This window comes from Bacillus sp. B19-2 (assembly GCF_022832475.1).
Lineage (GTDB): Bacteria > Bacillota > Bacilli > Bacillales > Bacillaceae > Bacillus > Bacillus paralicheniformis.
The window spans coordinates 708,651-723,974 of sequence record NZ_JALHKQ010000002.1 but is presented as its reverse complement, the minus strand read 5'-3'; the positions used below and the strand labels follow the sequence as shown (position 1 = coordinate 723,974).

Here is a 15,324-nt window from a genome sequence, read left to right as displayed (position 1 = left end):
TTACTCAAAATAATTGTGCTTCTTTAAAAACTCGGCCGCGACGACAGAAGGCTCTTTCAGTTTTCCATCAACTTCGTAATTGAGCTCCTGCATCGTTTCGGTATCGATTTTTCCGATCAGTTTATTGATGGTCTCTTTAAGCTCTGGATGTTCCTTCAGCACTTTTTCCGGCACGACCGGCGAACAGTCATACGGCGGAAAAAAGCGTTTATCGTCTTTTAACAGCTTTAAATCATAGGCTTTGATCCTGCCGTCTGTTGAATAGGCAAGAACGATATCCATTTTGCCGTTTTTGACGGCGTCATAAACAAGTCCGATCTGCATCGGAAAGGTCGAGCCGAATGAAAATCCGTATTCTTGTTTAAATCCCGGATATCCGTCACCTTTTCGTTTCAGCCAGGCATTGTCAACGCCAAGCTTCAGTTGATCCGCGTCTTTTTTCAGATCGGATATGGTTTCATAGTTCCCTTTTTCAGCGAGTTCTTTCGTGACTGTAAAAGCGTACGTATTGTCAAATCCGTAAGAATCGAACCATTTGTAGTTGAATTTCTTTTTAAAGTCCTGCTGTACGATGCGAAGCGCTTTTTCCGGATCTTTCTCCGCTTCCCTTCCAAGGGTGCTGGTCAGGTCGGTTCCCGAATAACGCGTCGCTGAAATATCGATGTCTCCGCCGAGCATGGCCTGGTGCTGCACATAGTTTGAGCCGAGGTTTTTGACAAGCACCGTATTGAGGTCTGTATCATGCTCGATCAAAAGCGAGATCATATTGGCAAGAATTTCGGATTCGGTCAGGTTTTGCGCCCCGATTTTGATCGTTTTATCGGAAGCTCCGCCAAGACCCGGCAGCGCACAGCCGCTGATCAAAAGCGAGAGAACCAGCATGACGGCGCCGAGCCGTCTCAGTTTTTTTATTTGCATAAGAGCCCACTCCTTATGATACTTCCTTCATCCCTTTTAATCCTTGGGGCGTGACTTTGTCTTCGGTTTTCGACAGCATATAGTCGATCACGATGGCCAGTATCGTAACCGGCACCGCTCCGGCGATAATGTACTCAGGCTGGTACAGGTTGAGCCCGATAAAAATATAGTCGCCGAGACCGCCGCCGCCGATAAAAGCCGCGAGCGTCGCCCAGCCGATTAAGTAAACGGTGGATGTCCGGATGCCTGCCATGATCACCGGCACGGACAGCGGCAGTTCGACCAGGCGGATTTGTTCCCATGCAGTCATACCGATTCCCTTTCCTGATTCAAGCAAATTTTGATTGACGCCTTTTACGCCCGTGTAAGTGTTTCTCAGAATCGGTAGGACTGAATAGAAAAACAGCGCGACAATCGCCGGAATTTTTCCCACTCCGAGGAGCGGAATAAAAAACGCCAATATCGCCAAACTCGGCAGCGTCTGAATGATATTGACAATTCCGATCACGACGCCGGCCCCTTTTTTCATTCTCGTTAAAACGACACCGAGCGGAACCGCGACAATGATGCCGAGCAGCACCGCAAAAATGGATATATATAAGTGCTCCCATGTTTTATAAAGCATTTCCCCGCCGTTGTGCTGAAGAAATTGGACGATCTGATTCATGATTGATGCACCTCCCTGCATTTAACGTTGGACTAGGGTTTCTTCATCTCCCCAAATCGAGTCGTACACGATGTCGACAAGGTTTGCCCTTGTGACAATTCCGACAAGGCGCCCTTCTTCATCAAGCACGGGAACATATTTGAATCCCCTTTTCAAAATTTTTCGGACGGTATCTCTGATGAGCGTGCCTTTTTGAACGGAGTAAACATTCTCATTGACAACCTCTCCGACTGTGACGGCTTTTTTCCGGTTTTGATCGATGATTTCAACATCAATATATCCTTTTAAGACATTGTGTTCGTCCACGACGAGCAGTGAATCGACGCGGCGCTCCCTCATCACTTGAATCGCTTCAGTCAGGTTTTTCTCGCTCGTAATCGTAACCGGATTCGGATTCATCACTTGTTCGACATGCTCGATGTCAGGACGGGACTGAAGAAGCCGGTCTTTTCCGATGAACTCCTCAACGAATTCATCCGCCGGATTCCGCAAAATGTCGTCAGGCGTTCCGACTTGAACAATCTCGCCGGCGCGAAGAATGACAATTCTGTCAGCAAGCTTGATCGCTTCATCCATATCATGGGTCACAAAGACAATCGTTTTGTCCAGCGATTTCTGCAGCTTTTTGAACTCTTCCTGAAGCGAATCACGGGTAATCGGGTCCAGCGCTCCGAACGGTTCATCCATTAAAATCAGAGGCGGCTCCGCCGCAAGCGCCCGCAGCACGCCGATTCTCTGCTGCTGTCCGCCGCTTAGTTCATGAGGATAGCGGTTCAAATATTCCGGCCCCATATCAACGAGCTGTAGCAGTTCCTCCGCCCGCTTCTTCCGCTTTTCTTCCGGCCATTTCAAAAGCCTTGGAACGAGCGTGATATTCTGCTGAATCGTCATATGGGGAAAGAGTCCGATTTGCTGAATGACATAGCCGATTTTCCGGCGCAGCTCCACCGGGTCCTGATCCATTATGTTTTCTCCGTCGATGTAAATACTTCCTGAAGTCGGTTCAATTAAACGGTTGATCATTTTCATCGTCGTTGTCTTCCCGCAGCCGCTCGGTCCGATAAAGACGATAAACTCACCTTTTGCTATATCAAGATCAATGTTCTTGACCGCTTTTTTTCCGCCTTTATAAACCTTCGATACATTCTCTAGCTTCAGCAAAACGCACACCTCCATCTGTTTTTTAAAAATTTCAACATCTCATTCATTATAAAATACACTTTATAAAATAAAAAGTTTACAAAGTGTTTAAATTATATATATAAGGCATAAAAATATATGTTAACGGCATCGATCTGCCGGTTATTCTTAAAATTACGGCTGATTTCTTTGTTTTCCTGCCGTTTTAGTGTTTTCAACCGCTCACAAAATTATGATATATTGACAATAAAATTGGCTGCCCGAAGGGATGATGTGCTTTGGAGGAAAACGCTTTAAAGGCGATTAAACAAGCGGAAGAACATTTCATAGAAAAAATCGCGGAAAACATGAATACGTACGGTATATCATCAACTGTCGGCCGCGTGCTCGGGATCATCTATATGAACAGAAAGCCGATGACTTTAAATGAACTGTCAGAAGAAACGGGCATGAGCAAAACGAGAATGAGCCAGGTCGTCCGCGAAATGCTCGATTTAAATATCGCCGAAAAGGTTTTTGAAAAAGGCGTCCGCAAAGATCTGTACGATGTCGAACAAGATTATTATCAAACGTTTATTTCATTGTTTACGGCCAACTGGAGCAAAGTCGTCAAAAAGAACAGGATGATCGGAAAGAAAATTAGAAAAGAGTTGGTGGAAGCCCTTGAGAAAGAAGGCATTTCACCCGAAACCGAAGCTAAAATCAACGAGCTGCTGGCAGAAACAAAACAATGGATCGATTACTGCGAGTGGCTTGACAATCTGATCGCGTTTTTGGAAAGCGAAGAAATCTTCAAGCATGTGCCGAAACCTTCATAAACCGAAAAAAGCTGCATAGAATGAAGCAGCTTTTTTTGCTTTTTCTCCAATCATCCCGCCAAAACCGGAAACATCCCTTTCAAACCCGTGCCGATCATGCCGACCGCCACGACAGCCAAAATCAAGCCCATCAGCCGGGTGATCACATTCATTTCCGTCTGCCCCAATTTGTTGCTGATCAGCGTCGAATAATGAAAAGCCGCAAACGTCAGCAGGAGGACGGCGGCGATGCCGATGATCATACCGCCAAAATGAACGAGGCTGCGGCTGCCGGCCGAAAGGCTCATCACCGTTGCAATCGTTCCGGGCCCCGAAATGATCGGAATGCTGAGCGGCGTCACCGAGATATCCTCTTTTTCCTTGCTCTCGCGGTGCTCATCATGATGGAGCGACTGAACATGAGACTGCTTCGCGTTCAGCAGGTTGTAGGCAATTCCGAAAATAAAAATACCGCCGGCAACTCGCAACGCATGGATGTTGATGTCAAAAAGCCTGAAGATGAATTCTCCGAATATGAGAAACGCGATCAGAATCAGAAACGATAAAATCGCAGCCTTTCTCGCCAATGCGGTGCGTTCTTTTGCTTCGTAACCTTCTGTGAGTGCCAAAAAGATCGGAACATTGCCGATCGGATTTGTGACGGCGAACAATGATACAAAAACATGGATGATAAAAGCAAACACAGTTTGCCACTCCTTTCTCAGTAAAAAAATGCGGGTAATCGATTTTTACCTCTGACGTTGACCGATTAAACTTTCAAAAAACAATGTCATCTTGCGGCACTTTCCTTTATAATAATTTTTTATAGGATAAAATAACTATTTCAAAGGAGATTTTAGTTTTATGACATGTTCAAAGTGCGGCCATCAGACAGATGGCGGAAAATTTTGCGAGCAGTGCGGGACAAGCTTGGCCGGCGGCGTAGATGACAGCAAGGGTCCCGCTGAAACGCCGCAGGCGGCGAGGTATACGGAGGCAGCAAAACAAGCGTCTTCCATGTACTTTTCCTTTTGTTTAAAGGTATTGAAACGACCGTATACCGAAATGAAAAACGCGGGGGAACAGCACGTCCTCAACAGCATCATCACAATGGTGATCTTTGCGCTTACAGTGCCGCTAATGTTTTATTTCGGTCTCAAAGGCTTTTTTGACTCCCTGGGGGACTATTCCGGATTATTCGGCCGATCCTACGCAATGCCGACATTTTTTGATATCGTCGTCAAGCCCGCTTTTACCTTTGCTATTTATATTTTCTTATTATTTGTTTTTACATACGCAGGTGTGCGCATTCGAGGTGTGCAAGCGACATTTAAAGAAGTGCTCGGACGGTTCGGAACGGTTCTTATTCCTTTCGTCGCGCTTCTGCTCGCCGCGTTGCTCTTATCATTCATGCAAACGGGTTTGTTTGTATACGTTCTTTTCTTTGCCTTTTGCGGTATCGCCTTTTTAATTCCGCCGGCTGTCATCTTGAGCTACCACGAAAAAGCGGCAGGCTCTGTTGATACGATTTACGCGACGCTGATCGTCTATTTGCTGACCTTTATGTCTGTGCGGATCATGGGAGATTTGTTTCTTGAATATTTCGGAAGGATCGGAGGCTCTATTTTAGGGAGGTTGTTTTAGAGGACTCAAGGGAAAAAGGGGTTTACACCAAAACAGGTCGGATTATTATAAACCGGCCTGTTTTATGTATTTATTCAAATTTCCCGATGAAAAGACTGGCGATGTCGATGAGGCGCTGTTTTGAATTTGATGGCAAATGAAGAACGTTGTATGCATTCTACAACCGTTATGCCATCGGTTTGGAGAATTCAAGCAGCTCAATTTTATTACCAAACGGATCCACAATGACAGTATAATGACCCGGCGGACATTTTTGCGGTTCTTCGTACAAAACTTTCACACCGTTTTTTTTCAGATGATCTAAGTCCTTATTAAGATCATCGGTTTGTAATCCAAGTACGACTTGTGAATTTTCTCCATACTCTAAGGTATTCGGTTTCGAAGCTTTCTCAAGAATGATTGGAAAGCCATTTACATTTAATTCAATGATATTCTCTCCATACTCTTTTTCTAGATTGAAATTCATTTTTTCACAATAAAACTTCTTCGCCTCTTTCATATCTGTTGCTTTAATGGATACCATGCAAACCTTTGCCTTCATCTTTTACACCTGCTTTCCGGTTTAAAAATGTCTCATCGTTAATTTTGCACTTCATCATCTTGTTGATTGAATAACATTTTCGTCGATTGACTTAAAAATCCTTCTTTCAACAGCTCTTTTTTAAGTTTATGGATACTATTGATGGTGTTCTTTAATTGTTTTTCATTATTTAGGGTTTAAAGTAGATCACAATCCTCACAAAAAATGGTTCTGATTTAGGCAAGTTCCAGCCAAGATGTATATTATTTTATTTGGGGTTATTCCTTCTAGATAAAATAAAAGCTTGCAGAGAAGACAGTGCTTTCTCTACAAGCAAAACTGACATGCCATCATGTCCGCAATTAATTTTTTCGTGTCATCTTATTTATACAACAGCCTGATCTTTTTAAAATACAATTCCCTTACATCTGCTATTCTATCGACGTCAAAAGCAACTCCCCATCTTCCACAACAGCATGATAAGCCCACTTGTAGGTTTTGAGTTGTTCTTTTCCGCCTTTGATAATATTGATTTTTTCCGTTGTCTGAATCGTTGCCTCCCGCCCGTTTTGCTTCCAGCTGTTAACGCTGAATTGGACGACTTCCTCCTCTGTCCCGCTGTTGTGCAGTTTAGCGACAAGTTTCTTTTGATCGTTGTACAGCGGACTTCCTTGTTTCAAGCTGGCGCGGACAAGGTCGAAATTGTTTGTGTTGATGGCGTCTTGAAGACCGTATAAGTACGTTTCAATGGCGGAAGCTACCTTTTGATCAGTGAGCTCTTCACCTGCTGATGCATTGTTCACAGCTCCTTTTGCCGAAGCCCATGCCGATGTGTATTCCTTCGGATTGTCATTTTTGATTTCTTTTTGATGTTCGATATCGATAACGGCTTCAGGATCGCTTTTTTCGACGAACCATTTTTTCTTGCCTTCTGAATAGACCAGTGTGTACGTATAGCCGTTGTCGTTTTCCTCCAGTTCAGGGGCGCTGTAGTCGTCATAATAAGCCGATTTGTGCTTTTCAATCCCTTTGACCTCTGTTTTCCATTGCCCGTCTTCTTTGTACAGCCGAAACGAATCAAGATCGAATACGGTAGATAAGTAGGTGCCTTTATAGTAGGTGCTGCTGCTTTTCAGCCCGTCCGTGACCTCTTTCAGGCTCGTTTGATAAGACGGCGCGGCCAGTGTCATGCCGCTGACATCGCCGCTTGCAAAGGCCTTTGCTGCTTCTTTTGTATGACTGACGACCGTGGTCATCATCTCATCCATAAATTCCTTGTCTGAAGCAAGATTGACTTCGATTTCCCCGCTTTCAATCGGCGTTTTTTCGCTTTTCAGCTTCCCCCACGGAAATTGCGCCTCAACCGCAGCAGTCATTGAACCGTCAGTCAGCACGGGTCCGAATTCAGTTCCTTTGAACGGGTTGATCTTCATCTCCTGATCATTGATCCAGAGCGTTCCTTTCAAGTTTTCATAGCCTTCTCCAAAGACGAGCTTTGCCATGTGCCCGTCAAGATCCGAATTAACCTTCACATCACCTTGGAGGGCAGTGACCTTTTCCGCTTTTTCAAGGTCGGCGATTCCGCTTTTCAGCTTTGCTTTCACCTCGTAAATACCGGGGACAAACGGGCCGATTTTTTTCTCGAAGTTTTCTTTTTCTGTTGTGATGACCTTCTCGCCGTTAACAAACAGGCCGGTATCTTTATAGTTTGTCTTAACCGTTAAATAGACAGGCGCCGTGTTCAAGACATAGCGGTCATAGATCCAAAAACGCCTGCCCTTTTTTTCGATCGTCATTAATGGATGGCCGGCACCGCTCTTTAAGGATGAGATCAATTCTTTTTCTTCATCCGGATGTTCTTTCAAATAATCGAGGAGCGGCTTGACGTTTTTCTCCGTGACAGCCAGATCCACGTCTGATGATTGAAGCAGTTTTGCTGCTTTCTTGGCATCTTTCTGATCGAGGGCAGCTTCAAAATCGGAAATCAGTTTTTCCTTTGAAGTGAGTGCTTCACCGGTTTTATAGCCGGCAAACAATAAAATCAAGCAGGCCGCGATTGCCGCCATGATGATGATTCTTTTTCGCGTCATCGCACGCTGATATCCCGCCGCCGGGTCGGAAGCTCGTTCCTCGTCCGTCCGCGCGCCGCAATGCTTGCAATACAGCGCATTTTTTGTTCGTTCCCTTCCACATTCCTTGCAAAAATTCATGACTTTCCTCCTATTAAACATAAACCCTGTTAGTTATTTTATACTATATTTATCGTAAGAAGGGAGTTAATCTTAAGGCAGCATCAAAAAAAGCCAAACGAATGAAGATCCGTTTGACTTTTTTTAATTATTTTAAAAAGTATTTTTCGATATCATCAAGCATCAGATTCGCTGCAAGGACGCCTCCGGCTGTATTCCAGACGGCATCGCTCACTTTATGGACGTTTCCTTTTTTAGAGACGCTTAAGTTTTTAAAGAGCGGGTCGTTGATATAGTCTTTCTCAATGGCGCTTGCTTTGTCATCGCCTGTCTCATACGTGAAATAAAAAAGCACGTCTCCATCCATATCAGGAATTTGCTCTTTTGTCACTTTCATTTGTCCGAGATCGTTGGCTTCCTGGCCTTTAGGCCTTGCAAAACCGAGCTGATCCAAAATCGTTCCGGCAAATGATCCTTTGTGATAGATGCGGGCATCGGCATCTGTAAAGCGGACGAGAGAGACTTTTTGCTTCACTTTATCGCCGAGCTTATCATGAATGTCTTCAACACGCTTGTCAAAGTCAGCGATGACTGTTTCGCCTTCCGCTTTTTTATTGAGCGCCTCGGCTGTCAGCTTAAAGTTGTTTTTCCATTCCCCTGACAATGTCTCGGCAAATACGGTCGGCGCGATGGCTTTCAGCTTGTCGTACACTTCTTCTTGGCGGATTTTGTTGCCGATGATGAGGTCAGGCTTCAGGCTCGCGATTTTTTCAATATTCGGCGCAGCTTCCGTTCCAACGTTCTCTACGCCTTTCATTTTATCTTTAATATGATCATACCATGGATCTCCCAGCCAGGATTGAACGGCGCCGACAGGTTTAACGCCAAGGGCGAGCACTGCTTCTGTCGCTTCATTCGTCAGCACGACGACTTTTTTCGGAGTGCCGTCAATTGTCGCTGTTCCCATTGCGTGCTTTACAGTATAGGAATCTTTACTGTCGTTCTTCTCCGCAGCTTGTTCTTTATCTTGATTTCCACAGGCGGCTAATACAAGGAAAAGCGCAGCGAACAGCGCAAACCATTTAAAACGTTTCATGATTTATTGTATCCCCTTTTCTCAAATGATTTTCATTATCAATTAGATTATATAATGAATTAACCTAAAGTCAAAATGAAATTCCTATAAATCTGCTTTGGATTATGCTGAAGACCATTTTTGAGCTGTTTCACAGGTGGGATTATCCAGTGGAATCGGCATCTTTATGTCACGAAAAAGTAATTAATTTTATAGGTCTAAAATACCAAAAGAGGTATCATTATGATATAATCTTCAAGTTGATAAAATCCTAGTGAGAGGTGGATATGCATTTCAAAGTCTAGAATTAACCGATATTTATTATGCCTGATAACCGTTCTGACCTTTTTCCCATTAATCATAACAGCCGATTTACCGATTGCAATGGCCGCTGATATGAAAAAAGTGAAGATTGTGGAATGGAATTTTGATAATGAAAGCCAAACGGCAAGCGGCGGTATTGAAAGCAATCTACATCAGAACGTTTCATTGGCAGGTGCCAATTTAGCAGGCTATGTGCTTGGTTTCGGAAGCGGTTCGAGAGCGCTGAATTCAAACGGGTGGAATACGCCCGAGGAAAGCTACTGGCTGATTCAATTTACGACAACCGGATATGAAAGCTTGACACTGTCCTCGCGACAGTATGGATCAAACACGGGGCCGAGGGACTTCAAGGTTCAATTCAGCTTGAACGGCACAACATGGACGAATGTGCCGAATGCGGCGATCATTGTCGGCTATAATTGGGGATCAGGGTACTTGCATGAAACTGTGCTCCCCGAAGAAACCAATCATCAGAAACTGGTATACATACGCTGGCTCAAAACATCTGACACATCTGTCGGAGGCGATTCCTCACTTGGCACAACCGGGTCCAACCGGATTGATGATATTGTCGTTTATGGATTTCCCTGTAAATGTGAAGATGTGGAAGATGAGGTAACGGATAAGGTGAACGAATTTGATGAATCATATGAACATGAAGCAGAAGAAGAACCTTCAGAGTCTTTTATAGATGAGCCTACCTCTGATCACGAGAAAGACCTGATCGAGAAGACTCCACCTGAAACCGATGAACATGCATCATCAGACCAAGAAGAAGTACATCAAAACCTACCGGCGGCTCCAGAAACAGAACAAAATGCACCTGTTCCAGAGGACATTCAAGCCGGTTCTGATGTTGAACCCGATACAAGCTCACCCGTGCCGAATGATCAGACGGGTGTCAACGAGGAAGCTCAAACGGAGACGGATTTCGGAGAGCACACGACTGAGGCTGATTCAAATACGCATCTTCCGAACAAACAGCAAAATGGCACCAAAGAAAATCAAATGCAGCCTGATTCTGACGAACACTCAAAACCTTCGTCTGCGGACGAGGAAGCTGCAGATACCGGAGAAAATCAAAATCAACCTCGTCTCGAGGAGAATTCTTCCTTAGGGAACGAGCAACCCACCGGCATCGTAGAAAAGCAAGCTCAGTTTAATGCTGACAAACACTTGGCAGGGAACGGTTTAAAACCCCCAGCCACAGACGAGAGGATGTCCCACCCTGAGAAAACTCAGGACGGCGATCGAACTAGAAACAACTTGTACTCACTTTTAGATACAACAGTTCCTGACACCAGCTTAAGTATGGATAAGAAACCAGCTGTGCACCGTGAAACCGCTCCGCCGGCATCCGACGAAACCCTTCGGCGGAAAACGAATGAGATTCTTTCAAAAGATAACTCAACAGAACGACACAGCGGCACCTCTCTTTCTGTAACAACTCAGACTGTCATAAACGATCCCAGCATTTTAAAAGAAAAACAAGCCAAAGAAAAGCAAAACAACGCGCCAACCAAAACAGACAGCCCGCTTGATTTAGAATCGCAAAAAGAGAATACCGTTACAAAACGCAGCAAGATGAAAAACGAGATAACATTTTTAAACGCCTCGTTTCTATTTGGGGTCATCTGTTTGATTGGCGGATCGACTCTTTTGTTCTTTTTGGGAAGAAAAAAATTACGCAAAAACGAAAGCTGATCTATCATGTATCAGCTTTTTGTTTTTCTAACTTTGATTTCAATATAATGTGATTAAATTTTATACCGGGTGTCTTGTTCAACAAATGATGAAAACACTGGAGAAATCAGAAACGGAAGTTTAATACTGTAATTAACAATTGGCGCAAAATTAAATCCACTTAACCCTACAGCTAAATAAGACATTAAACTAAAAAGGGAAAATGCACTTGTTTGAAGGTGATCTGCGATCCTTTTTGCAATCGTTTTTTGCAGAAATATCGTAACGAAACCAAAAGAAAAGCCGAATAATGCTGAGCATAAAACAAACAGGACTTGAATGTTGGCAAACCACAAGCCCGCTGATCCAAAAAACATGAGGATAAAACAAATGAGCAGATTAATGTGTTCTGAATGAATGTGCTGATGAATCTTGCGAATTAAGAATTGAGAGATCACAAAAAAGAGCCAAAATAAAACAAGCCAATACTGCCGCCCTCACCTGAAAGTAATACTGGACCATAGGCAATCGCACATCCATAACTCAACGAACCCAAAAGATAAAAAAACAGTATTTCCAAAAATCTCTGTCTTTTAAAAGAACTTTTACATCACTTTTATTACTAATTCCCATTGAACTGCTTACCAGAGGGGGAATAAAACAAGAGATGAGTAAAACTCATGATTAAGAAAATCTGCAGCAAAAATGCAAGGTTAAACTGGTTAAAAATCACTTCGGCAAGTAAAGGAGCGAATGCAGAACCCACGGCCTGTGAAATGTTGATCCATGATAAACTTTTCCCTGCCTCTCCTGTTTTTGGTCTTAAAGCAAAAATGATTAATAACGGAGGAATACCCCCCACACTCACTCCTAAAATAATCCCGACTAGAAAATAAACAAAAAGAATGTGAAAGAAAAACAACCAAAGTAAAATACCGATTAAACATCCTAATAACAACAACTTCTTAGAAGGTTTGAGAAACATAAGAAAAATTCTTGTGACAATAAGAGCAACCATGAATATACCAATTACATTTCCAGACATACCGCTTGGCGCTCCTGTCATAAGGATGGATAATGGCAATATAGCGGTCAATGCTCCAAAGAGAAATGAGAAAAGCGTGTTTATAGTCAAAATTTCTTCCACCAACTACTCCACTATAATGGACCTGAGCCCTTGCTATATGATATATACGCCCTATCGAGTAAAGGACAAAGTTTGAGCCTCTAAAAGGTTTTTAAAATTGAGCTACATGGCTCTGTTGGTAGACATCTATTTGCTTGGATTCAAAGGATATTATCAATAACTAGGAGGGATTTAAATGAAAAATTTGACCTTATCCATTCTCTATCTTTTAGGATTTGTGATGTTAAGCAGCTGGTCCGTTTCATTTGGAGAAATGTTCGGAGTCAATGTTTCAGCCATACTTCAGTTTATTTTAGCGATGTTATTCACCCTTATTATAGGATGCTATGCAGGTCTTCCATTAATTTATCTCAAATTCAAAAGATCTGAAACGTTGTTTTTTACAAATCAAAAGGTCTTCCTCGTCACCTTAGGATTAGGCGTGCTGCTTTCCTGCGCGGCTTACAGCCTTCAGCAAGCGCTCTCTTCCATCGCGATTGCGCTGCTGTCGATCATTGGTTTTTTGATCATTGGCATTAGCGGTTTTCTTCCCGCCTGGTTGCTGAAACCTGTGAAAAATCTGGGATAACGGGTGGACTTTTTCTTAGGCTTGAAGGGCTGTTGGAGTCCAAGGTTGTAAACAGTGCTAGATAAAATGGTGCAGAAAATCCCTTTCCGATTCATGAAAACAACAATTTGCTATCACCATTTACAAATGAATGAAAATTCCTTATGATATAGATGTAATCTCAGGAAGCATGATGCATATACTAATAAAAAGACCGAAGTGCTCCAACACTTCGGCTTGTACAAAAAGCCGGCCCTTCGAAGGGGCTTGCTCAGATTGATCTAAAATAGACCACTCCCTATCACTTTCCAGGCTCAAGGGGCGGTCTATTTTTCTTTGTTCTTTGACAACATGGCAATCAGCATGCCAAAAGCAATCATTAAAGAGATTGTTTCATATGCTGTCATTTTTATCACCCCCTTTCAGAAGGGGATGAGCAAGACTTCCCTTGAGTGAGCAAACTTTTTAGACGAGGTGAATTATACCATATCAACCAGAGTGTTAAACAAAGAATAAAAAACCTTTTTCCCTCAGGAAATTCAGATTTTCCACCGAAAAAAATGCTCCGCCAGCGTCTAAAGCATGACTCTGCTCATAGTCTTTCAGCTATTTATTGATCGAGTTCATTAACGTGAAGAAATATTCAGGTTGGCCGGTCTTATTGAGCCGATACCATGAATCCAATGTATCCGGTGCAAACACGTCTAATTTTTTCAGCACTTCCCTTGCGAATTCAAGAGGAGCCGTTCCTGATGCAGTAACCAGATTCCCATCAGATACCGCTGGTTCCATCTCATAAAATGGTTCTCCTTTATAATGAGGACAGACCATTTTCATATATGCCAAGTCATTGCTTGTATGCTTTCTCGAATCCAAGTATCCGTTCTTCGCCAGTCCCGCAGTTGCACCGCAAATTGCGGCAACCATCGCGCCAAGCTCTAAAGCTTCGCCGGCCTTTTTTAAGATCGGCTGATGAATCTCTTCTCCCCAAGTATTCCCTCCGGGTAAGATTAAAAGATCCGTACACTCAAGCGTCCACTCATCAAGTGAGATATCCGGTTTGATGCGCAGCCCTCCCATCGTCTTCACCATTTCTTTAGTCACTCCTATTGTCATGACTTTTAAAGATGCTGCATCTTTTTTGAAATATCTTCCCGAGTTCAGTTCGGCCATTAAATATCCATATTCCCAATCTGACATTGTAGGAAATGCATAAAGATAAACTGTTTTCGACTGCATTCAATAACACTCCAATCGCAATTGATACAGCCTATTATAATCAAAAACCCTGACAGCTCTTGTCAGGGTATAGAAAATTAAAAAAGAGCTTTGCCGCATCAGCAGCCAAGCTCTTTTTTATGCTTACTTATTCAAGTTGTAGAAAGATTGAATACCGTGGTATTGAGCAGTTTCAGCCAACTGATCTTCGATGCGAAGAAGCTGGTTGTATTTCGCAACACGGTCCGTACGAGACGGAGCACCTGTTTTGATTTGTCCTGCGTTTGTTGCCACAGCGATGTCAGCGATTGTGCTGTCTTCAGTTTCACCGGAACGGTGAGAGATAACAGCAGTGTAGCCTGCGCGTTTCGCCATTTCGATCGCATCGAATGTTTCAGTCAATGTACCGATTTGGTTTACTTTGATCAGGATAGAGTTGCCGACGCCGTTTTTGATACCTTCAGCAAGTTTTTTCGTGTTTGTAACGAAAAGGTCATCACCGACAAGCTGAACTTTTGAGCCAAGGCGCTCAGTCAGAAGTTTGTGGCCTTCCCAGTCGTTTTCGTCAAGTCCGTCTTCGATTGAGATGATTGGGTATTTAGAAACCATTTCTTCGTACCAGTCAACCATTTCAGCAGATGTTTTCACAACGCCTTCGCCAGACAGATGGTATTTGCCGTCTTCTTTGTTGTAGAACTCAGAAGATGCAGCATCCATTGCAAGTTTCACTTCTTCGCCAGGTTTGAAGCCGGCTTTTTCGATCGCTTCAACGATTGTTTGAAGCGCTTCTTCGTTAGAACCAAGGTTTGGAGCAAATCCGCCTTCATCACCTACAGCTGTGTTCATTCCTTTAGCAGAAAGAACTGATTTCAGGCTGTGGAAGATTTGAGCGCCCATGCGAAGTGCTTCGCGGAAGTTTTCCGCACCGACAGGCATGATCATGAATTCTTGAATGTCAACGTTGTTGTCCGCATGCTCTCCGCCGTTAACGATGTTCATCATCGGTACTGGGAGCGTTTTAGAGTTGAATCCTCCAAGGTATTGGTATAGAGGAATCTGTAAGAAATCCGCAGCTGCGCGGGCAACGGCCATTGATACGCCAAGGATGGCGTTGGCGCCGAGCTTGCCTTTATTTTCAGTTCCGTCAAGTTCGATCAGCAATTTGTCGATTGATACTTGCTCTGTCACATCAAAGCCGATAAGCTCAGGTGCGATGATTTCGTTCACGTTGTTAACGGCTGTTAAAACGCCTTTTCCAAGGTAGCGGTCTTTGTCGCCGTCGCGAAGCTCAACAGCTTCGTATTCACCAGTGGAAGCTCCGCTTGGAACAAGCGCGCGTCCAAAAGCTCCTGATTCAGTGTATACTTCAACTTCAACCGTCGGGTTACCGCGGGAGTCTAATACTTCACGTGCATAAACATCAACAATGTATGGCATGTTTGTTTCTCTCCTTTA

The 15,324-nt window shown here is 43.6% G+C and carries 15 protein-coding genes; 4 read left to right on the top strand and 11 right to left on the bottom strand.

Going from position 1 to position 15,324, the window contains the following annotated elements:
- Genes opuCC through MST20_RS10760 form a run of 3 tightly spaced genes read right to left on the bottom strand, consistent with a single transcriptional unit; the run spans position 1 to position 2,746 of the window.
- The gene (opuCC, locus tag MST20_RS10770) at positions 1 to 918 is read right to left on the bottom strand and encodes an osmoprotectant ABC transporter substrate-binding lipoprotein OpuCC (RefSeq protein WP_279600003.1); all 918 of its coding nucleotides are present in this window, start codon (positions 916 to 918) and stop codon (positions 1 to 3) included.
- A 13-nt stretch (positions 919 to 931) separates the two neighbouring features.
- Positions 932 to 1,585: an ABC transporter permease gene (locus tag MST20_RS10765; RefSeq protein WP_075751416.1), complete on the bottom strand. Its 654-nt coding sequence runs from the start codon at positions 1,583 to 1,585 to the stop codon at positions 932 to 934.
- A 21-nt stretch (positions 1,586 to 1,606) separates the two neighbouring features.
- Complete coding sequence (locus MST20_RS10760; RefSeq protein ID WP_243942089.1) at positions 1,607 to 2,746, bottom strand: betaine/proline/choline family ABC transporter ATP-binding protein; 1,140 nt, start codon at positions 2,744 to 2,746, stop codon at positions 1,607 to 1,609.
- A gap of 257 nt (positions 2,747 to 3,003) precedes the next feature.
- On the opposite strand from MST20_RS10760, the gene MST20_RS10755 reads away from it, so the two are divergent.
- Positions 3,004 to 3,543: a GbsR/MarR family transcriptional regulator gene (locus MST20_RS10755; protein ID WP_243942087.1), complete on the top strand. Its 540-nt coding sequence runs from the start codon at positions 3,004 to 3,006 to the stop codon at positions 3,541 to 3,543.
- A 50-nt stretch (positions 3,544 to 3,593) separates the two neighbouring features.
- On the opposite strand, the gene MST20_RS10750 is transcribed toward MST20_RS10755, so the two are convergent.
- A complete protein-coding gene (locus tag MST20_RS10750) occupies positions 3,594 to 4,226 on the bottom strand; it encodes an NAAT family transporter (RefSeq protein ID WP_243942085.1) in 633 nt (210 codons plus the stop codon).
- Between the two features lie 160 nt (positions 4,227 to 4,386).
- Between MST20_RS10750 and MST20_RS10745 the strand changes: the two genes are divergently transcribed.
- Positions 4,387 to 5,166 (top strand): zinc ribbon domain-containing protein, encoded by a 780-nt coding sequence (locus MST20_RS10745; RefSeq protein WP_243942083.1) that lies wholly within the window; start codon positions 4,387 to 4,389, stop codon positions 5,164 to 5,166.
- 166 nt (positions 5,167 to 5,332) lie between these two features.
- Here the strand turns inward: MST20_RS10745 and MST20_RS10740 are convergent, their stop codons facing one another.
- The 3 genes from MST20_RS10740 to MST20_RS10730 form a co-directional block, all read right to left on the bottom strand.
- The gene (locus MST20_RS10740) at positions 5,333 to 5,707 is read right to left on the bottom strand and encodes a VOC family protein (protein ID WP_243942081.1); all 375 of its coding nucleotides are present in this window, start codon (positions 5,705 to 5,707) and stop codon (positions 5,333 to 5,335) included.
- Between the two features lie 410 nt (positions 5,708 to 6,117).
- Positions 6,118 to 7,896: a zinc ribbon domain-containing protein gene (locus tag MST20_RS10735; protein WP_243942079.1), complete on the bottom strand. Its 1,779-nt coding sequence runs from the start codon at positions 7,894 to 7,896 to the stop codon at positions 6,118 to 6,120.
- Between the two features lie 127 nt (positions 7,897 to 8,023).
- Positions 8,024 to 8,971, bottom strand: a complete 948-nt coding sequence (locus tag MST20_RS10730) for an ABC transporter substrate-binding protein (RefSeq protein ID WP_243942078.1) — start codon at positions 8,969 to 8,971, stop codon at positions 8,024 to 8,026.
- Positions 8,972 to 9,637: 666 nt separating this feature from the next.
- Here MST20_RS10730 and MST20_RS10725 point away from each other — a divergent pair.
- Positions 9,638 to 10,978: a Rad2 family DNA repair protein gene (locus tag MST20_RS10725; RefSeq protein WP_243942076.1), complete on the top strand. Its 1,341-nt coding sequence runs from the start codon at positions 9,638 to 9,640 to the stop codon at positions 10,976 to 10,978.
- A 601-nt stretch (positions 10,979 to 11,579) separates the two neighbouring features.
- On the opposite strand, the gene MST20_RS10720 is transcribed toward MST20_RS10725, so the two are convergent.
- Positions 11,580 to 12,104, bottom strand: a complete 525-nt coding sequence (locus MST20_RS10720; RefSeq protein WP_243942074.1) for a hypothetical protein — start codon at positions 12,102 to 12,104, stop codon at positions 11,580 to 11,582.
- Positions 12,105 to 12,279: 175 nt separating this feature from the next.
- Here MST20_RS10720 and MST20_RS10715 point away from each other — a divergent pair, with 175 nt between their 5' ends.
- Entirely contained in the window at positions 12,280 to 12,672 is a 393-nt protein-coding gene (locus MST20_RS10715) for a hypothetical protein (RefSeq protein ID WP_243942073.1), read from the top strand.
- Positions 12,673 to 12,977: 305 nt separating this feature from the next.
- On the opposite strand, the gene MST20_RS21270 is transcribed toward MST20_RS10715, so the two are convergent.
- From MST20_RS21270 to eno, 3 genes are all read right to left on the bottom strand, one after another.
- Entirely contained in the window at positions 12,978 to 13,058 is an 81-nt protein-coding gene (locus MST20_RS21270) for a putative holin-like toxin (RefSeq protein WP_095292191.1), read from the bottom strand.
- 199 nt (positions 13,059 to 13,257) lie between these two features.
- The gene (locus MST20_RS10705) at positions 13,258 to 13,890 is read right to left on the bottom strand and encodes a type 1 glutamine amidotransferase family protein (RefSeq protein ID WP_243942071.1); all 633 of its coding nucleotides are present in this window, start codon (positions 13,888 to 13,890) and stop codon (positions 13,258 to 13,260) included.
- A gap of 123 nt (positions 13,891 to 14,013) precedes the next feature.
- Positions 14,014 to 15,306 (bottom strand): phosphopyruvate hydratase, encoded by a 1,293-nt coding sequence (gene eno / locus MST20_RS10700; protein WP_020453001.1) that lies wholly within the window; start codon positions 15,304 to 15,306, stop codon positions 14,014 to 14,016.
- Positions 15,307 to 15,324 lie beyond the last annotated feature (18 nt).